The following is a 5,936-nucleotide window of genomic DNA, read 5'->3' as shown; positions in this document are numbered from 1 at the left end:
GGCGCGGCTCAACGGCCCGATTGTATTCGGGGTCTTGCGTCCCACGGTCGGCCTGCCCGCAGATTTCGTGAGCAGATTCAGCCCGGCGCAGCAGGAAGCCATGCTCGCGCACGAACTCGCGCATCTCGCCTCGCACGATCCCGGCTGGTATTCGGTCGCGGATTTGGCGGCCGCTGTTCTCTGGTGGCACCCGATGGTCTGGTGGGCGCGTCATCAATTGCACGTCGCCAGCGAACAAGCCGCGGACGAAGCGAGCCTGTTGGTTGCGGACGGTCCCGGGGTCCTGGCCGAGTGTCTAGTGAAACTCGGTGTGCGACTGACGCGGCCGCCTTCGTTTGTTTCGCTGGGCATCGAAGGAAACGGGTTTCGCTCGGGCCTGGGCCGTCGAGTGGAGCGGTTGCTGACGCTGCGTGGACACTCCTGGTGTCCGCCGAACCGGACTCGTTCTGTTATGATCAAAGCTTTTGGCCCGGGAATCCTGGTTGCTGCCGTGATTTTATCCACCGCCTGGGCCGGTCCTCAGGCATTCACCAAAGGAGAGTCCATGAAAACAATGAAACAAACCTGGAAACAGTCTCTCGCCGCATTTGCGCTGTTGATGTCGCTGGGGGCTGATAGCAGCTTGATCGCGCCGACTACCAACGCGGACGACCAGCCAATCCGCGCGACGCCGGCGCCTGAAGAAACGAAACCGACACCCGCTGAGGGCAAGCCGCCGGCAACGGACCCGGCGAGCGGCTCCATCACCGAGGAGTCTCCACAGCGGGCGCCCTTTCCTTACAATCGCGAACTCATGGAACGATATGGACTGATCCCCAAGGACGTTCTGTTGTCGATGGACAATTCTGCGAAGAAGAGAAAGCCGGATCCGATCGCGTCCAAGCTGGAGCAAATTGTTTTGAACGAAGTGATGTTCAATGACGTGCCGTTGCCGGAGGTGCTGAAATTCCTGAACGATGAATCCCGTAAACGCGACCCGGAGAAGCGGGGCCTCAACTTTTTGATCAACCCCAATGTGGCGCCCATCGCGGGTGAGACCACGATCGATCCGACGACCGGACAACCCGTTCAGCTTCCTTCTCCAGAGCCTCTTGACATGAACAGCGTTGTCGTCAGGATCAATTTGCCGCTGCGCGACGTGAGGTTGAAGGACGTGCTGGACGCCGTCGTCAAAGTGGCGGACAAGCCGATCGAATACTCCATCGAAGAATACGGTGTGGTTTTTTCTCAAAAAACGAATCGATCGACGAGCGGAGTTGACGGTCAGCCGGTCAGGGTGTTCGACTACTCCCCTCCCCTCCTGGTCCGCACGTTCAAGGTGGACACAAACGCGATCCTGGCAGGTTTGCAAAGGACCTTCGGAATCGGAATTGAAGCGACGAAAAACCCTCCTGCGACTCGGATCCGAGCTGCCTTGCGCGACGTTTTCTCCAACCTCGGCATCAATATGGACGTATCCGGCAAGACGGTTTTTTACAACGACCTGACTGGCATCGTGATGGTGCGGGCGACAGCAGATGATTTGGAGATCGTGAAGGCAGCGATCGAAACATTAGGAGGCGCGGCCGGCGATTCGACCGCGCTTAAGAGCTCTGGCACGGATGGGCCGGCTCCCTACCCCGCCATGCGCGAAGAGATGATGCGTCGCTATGGTCTTCTTCCTGCGAAAAAGTAACGCCCGGCAAACCCGACGGGACGGATCACTGTGACACCACGTTCAATCCGCTGACGTTACCTTCCGACAAGGACAGGTCCGCACGGAAGAAGGCCTTCCCGGTTGGAAATCCTGTCCGTGGTTCCGGCCAGCAAAGGATCTCTGATCTGCGCGATTGAACGTCACACGCGATTCAACGCACTGAGCACTGCCTTCACCGATGCCAGTTCAATGTTCGTGTCCACAGCCGCTCCCCAGCGGGTCCGGCCATCGGCGAGCTTGATCTGGATGTAGGCAATCGCGCTGGCGGCCGTGCCTGCGCTGAGCGCGTGTTCTCGGTAGTAGGCAACACTGAACGGCGGAGCGCCGCCTCCCACCAGCGCGTCCACGAAAGCAGCGATGGGGCCGTTGCCTTCGCCTGTCAATGCGGTTTCGACGCCGTCGTGCCTGACCGAGGCGCGGCATCGGAAGATGCCCTCCATTCCGTCCGCATGGAAATGCACGAGTGACCACGGCGTCGCGCGTTCAACGTATTCACGCCAGAACATCGCCTTCAACTCAGCACCACTGACCTCGCGACCCAGCCGGTCCACTTCCTCGTTTGCAATCGGGCCGAACTCGCGCTGCATTTCCTTCGGCAACTCGATGCCGAATTCGCTTTCGAGCAGGTAGGCCACACCGCCCTTGCCGGACTGGCTGTTGACACGGATGACTTCGCGGTATTCGCGGCCAATGTCCGTCGGATCAATCGTCAGATAGGGTACGTCCCAATGAGCCCCACTCTTTTTTGCCCATTCGGCCAGGCCTTTGCGAATCGCATCCTGGTGCGAGCCGCTGAACGCGGTAAAGACGAGTTCGCCGCCGTAAGGCTGGCGCGCCGGCACCGTCATCCCGGTGCAACGCTCATAAACCTCCTGAATCGCATTCAGATCGCTGAAGTTGAGCCGGGGATCGATGCCGTGCATGTAGAGGTTCAACGCCACAGTCACGATGTCGAGATTCCCGGTCCGTTCCCCGTTTCCGAAAAGCGTGCCTTCGACGCGGTCGGCGCCGGCGAGCAACCCGAGCTCGGTCGCGGCGACACCGGTGCACCGATCGTTGTGCGTGTGGAGGCTGATGATGAGGGAGTCGCGGTTTCTAATGTTGCGGCACATCCATTCGATCTGATCGGCATAAACGTTTGGCATCGCGACCTCGACCGTGTCGGGTAGATTCAAAATCATTTTGTGGTGCGGTGTCGGCCGCCAGACGTCCATCACCGCCTCGGAAATCTCCTTTGCAAACTCGACTTCCGTCATGCTGAAACTTTCCGGCGAATACTGGAGCATCACCTCCGTCCCCTTGAGCCGGGGCAACCGGTCCTTGATCCACTGGGCGCCCTTCATGGCAACTTTGACGATTTCTTTCTCCGACATTCCGAAGACGACCCGGCGCTGCGCGGGCGACGTCGAGTTGTAGAGGTGGATGATTACTCTCCTGGCGCCCACCAGCGACTCGAACGTGCGCTCAATCAGGTCCTCGCGCGCCTGCACCAACACCTGGAGCCAGACGTCATCCGGCGCGCGGCGTTCCTCAATCAGCCTGCGATTGAAGGCGAACTCGGTGTTCGACGCCGACGGAAATCCGACTTCGATCTCCTTGAACCCGCATTTTACAAGCGCCTGGAAGAGTTCGAGCTTCTGGCTGACGTTCATCGGCACGGCGAGTGCCTGGTTGCCGTCGCGCAGGTCCACGCTGCACCAGACGGGCGCGTGGGTCAGCACGCGATTCGGCCAATGCCGGTCGGGTAACTCGACCGGTGGAAACGGGCGGTATTTTTGAGACGGGTTTTTTAACATGCTATCTTTTAGTTGTGGCGGCGAATTTCCTGTTTGGCAAAAACAAAAACCCCACCGCCGGCTGGCAGTGGGGTTCGGGAAATCGGTGATGATCGGATCAGAACCCAACTGCCGCGCTTCGCGGCAGCAGCGCATTCAGCAGCAGTTGAAGGTTCAAACCGCACATAACTGTCATACTGGTAATGACTTTGCCGCAGCGCGTCAATTGGTATTTTGCTGTTCGCCGGGGGCCGGCTTTGGCACATTGGCACGAGAAGCAAACGACTTCGATCCTTATGAACGTTCAAATTGCCGTGCTGTGCGACGCGGCGACCGACTATGGTGGGAAGCTGAATCTGCTGGGTACCTTCGACACCATCGTGACCCAGCAATTGCCTGCGGTGCACCCGCAATGCTCGGTCGCCCTCCGGGTCGTTTTCAGCCGGGTCGAGGAAGGGCAGCACAAGGTGAGGATGAATTTTGTGGACGAAGACGGCCGTTTTGTGATGCCGAGCATCGACATTCCGATCGACGTGGCGTTGCCGCCAGACGCGAATTTTCTGACGCGCAATTTCATCATCAACATTCAGCAATTGAAGTTTGAAAAACCCGGCCAGTACGCCATCGACATCGCCGTGGACGGGAGGCAGGAATCGAGCATACCGCTGCAGGTGAAACAGGTCCGGCCACCGGCCAAGGCAGGCGGCGAGGAGGCTTGAAGTTCGAGCACGAGCGAGCTGGAGCGTGACGTGATTCGTTGCGGGACCTGTCAACAAATTGTTGGGGAAAAATTTATCGCCTTCACAACGTTGTCCCTTGCGCGCTGGCAGGAGTTTTGCTTCCTTATGGCGCACCCGTTGAAAACGTTTTTCCAGCGGGTATGTTTAAACAGATGCAAATGTCGTACACCATGCGTTCGAGTTCGAGCCAATCCACCCATAACCGGTATTCGGCCAAAAACATGGCCAAACCCGTCAATTTCTTCTGCCTGGCGCCAGAGGCGCGGGCCGTTTCAGTCGTCGGGGATTTCAACGACTGGCATCCCAATGTGCATCCGATGCGGCGGCAGGCGGACGGGTCGTGGTATCTGCAAATCCCGCTCACCCACGGCCATCACCACTACGCGTTCCTCGTGGATGGCGCGCCGGTGCTCGACCCGCGAGCCATGGGCATGGCACGGAACGAAAGGAACGAGCGCGTTTCGGTGATCGCAGTCAGTTAAGGCGCGGTTGGAAGCCGCGCCAGTGGGGAGTCCAGGGAGTGGATCGGCCGGCAAATCCTGTCTTTCACCTGCCGTTTTCCAGTTTCGTCCGTGCGCGCTGTTCCGCGAAGAAGCCTTGAAGCAGTGAGCGGCATTCAGCCTCGCGCACGCCCGGCGTGATTTCGCAAAGGTGGTTGAGCGTTGGGAACTGGAGAAGATTCACCGCGCTGCCAGCGGCGCCGCCTTTGGGATCGCTTACGCCATAAACAACGCGCGCCAGACGCACGTGGACCATGGCTCCGGCGCACATGGGACATGGTTCCTTGGTCACGTATAACGTGCAATCGGTCAGCCGCCAGTCGCCAACCACTTCCTCGGCCTGCGTCAGGGCGAGCATCTCCGCGTGCGCCGTGGCGTCCTTCAACAACTCCACCTGATTGAAAGCCCGCGCGATGATGCGACCCTCGCGCGCGATCACTGCGCCCACCGGCACTTCCCCGGTTTCGTAAGCACGCTTCGCCTGACGCAACGCTTCGCCCATGAAGTAGTGGTCGCTCTGCAAATCAATGATCGGATCGTCAGGCATCTCCAGAGGGTTGAAGGTCGAGGGTTTCTTCGAGCGTCCAGTCGTTGCGGCCGTCCGGATGGCAGTGGCAATGAGCGGCGAAGAAACCGCCGCGATGCTTCCAGAACAACGGCCAGATTTGCTCGCGGTCGGTCTGCGGCAACTGCAAGCGCTTCAGCGCATCGGCGGGGAAGAATTCAAAACGTCCTTCGTCGTGCGGAGGCGGGAGCTGCGTGAGCTTCTTTTTCACCTCGAACAGGAACATCAGCCAGTGCGCCCGGCCTTCATAACCATGTTCGCTGACGATGCCGGTCAAATGCAAATCCGCTGGCGAAATGACCAGGCCGATTTCCTCGGCGGCCTCGCGGCAGGCGCAGGTATAGGGCGATTCACCGATCTCCATTTTCAATTTGCCGCCGCACGGACTCCACAGCCCGCGATTCGGTTCCTTGCGGCGCTCCAGCAACAAGACTTCACCGCGCTCGTTGAAACAATAAAGCAGCGTGGAGATTTTGTAGGGCAACGCCATGCCGGCAGTGAAGCAGGAAGAGGAGGCGAGGGCAAGGCGACGTAAGGCGAGTCAGAAATTCAGCCAAAATGCGCGCGGCTCGGCGCGAGTTAAGCGGCGATTCGTTCAAGTACCTTGGATGCTTCTGCCATAATCTCTCTCCAGGCCGGCGTTGCAAGCCAAGTGCGGAC

6 protein-coding genes are annotated in these 5,936 nt (G+C 59.3%); 3 read left to right on the top strand and 3 right to left on the bottom strand.

What is annotated here, in order from left to right; genetic code table 11:
* Window positions 1-1,675, top strand: a 1,675-nt coding sequence (locus tag VN887_18790; GenBank protein ID HXT42063.1) for a M56 family metallopeptidase, incomplete at its 5' end; no start/stop codon positions are given.
* Window positions 1,676-1,836: 161 nt separating this feature from the next.
* Here VN887_18790 and leuA read toward each other — a convergent pair.
* Window positions 1,837-3,492, bottom strand: a complete 1,656-nt coding sequence (gene leuA, locus VN887_18785) for a 2-isopropylmalate synthase (protein ID HXT42062.1) — start codon at window positions 3,490-3,492, stop codon at window positions 1,837-1,839.
* Between the two features lie 275 nt (window positions 3,493-3,767).
* Here leuA and VN887_18780 point away from each other — a divergent pair, with 275 nt between their 5' ends.
* A complete protein-coding gene (locus VN887_18780; GenBank protein HXT42061.1) occupies window positions 3,768-4,190 on the top strand; it encodes a hypothetical protein in 423 nt (140 codons plus the stop codon).
* A 242-nt stretch (window positions 4,191-4,432) separates the two neighbouring features.
* Complete coding sequence (locus VN887_18775; protein ID HXT42060.1) at window positions 4,433-4,693, top strand: isoamylase early set domain-containing protein; 261 nt, start codon at window positions 4,433-4,435, stop codon at window positions 4,691-4,693.
* Between the two features lie 64 nt (window positions 4,694-4,757).
* Here the strand turns inward: VN887_18775 and tadA are convergent, their stop codons facing one another.
* Both tadA and VN887_18765 read right to left on the bottom strand, forming a co-directional pair.
* Window positions 4,758-5,258: a tRNA adenosine(34) deaminase TadA gene (gene tadA, locus VN887_18770; protein ID HXT42059.1), complete on the bottom strand. Its 501-nt coding sequence runs from the start codon at window positions 5,256-5,258 to the stop codon at window positions 4,758-4,760.
* Entirely contained in the window at window positions 5,251-5,766 is a 516-nt protein-coding gene (locus VN887_18765) for an NUDIX domain-containing protein (GenBank protein HXT42058.1), read from the bottom strand. The genes tadA and VN887_18765 overlap by 8 nt, the downstream gene beginning before the upstream one ends.
* Window positions 5,767-5,936: the final 170 nt, after the last annotated feature.

It is taken from the genome of Candidatus Angelobacter sp. (genome assembly GCA_035607015.1).
GTDB lineage: Bacteria > Verrucomicrobiota > Verrucomicrobiia > Limisphaerales > AV2 > AV2.
The sequence above is the reverse complement of the archived record's forward strand: the minus strand, read 5'-3'. Positions and strand labels throughout refer to the sequence as shown.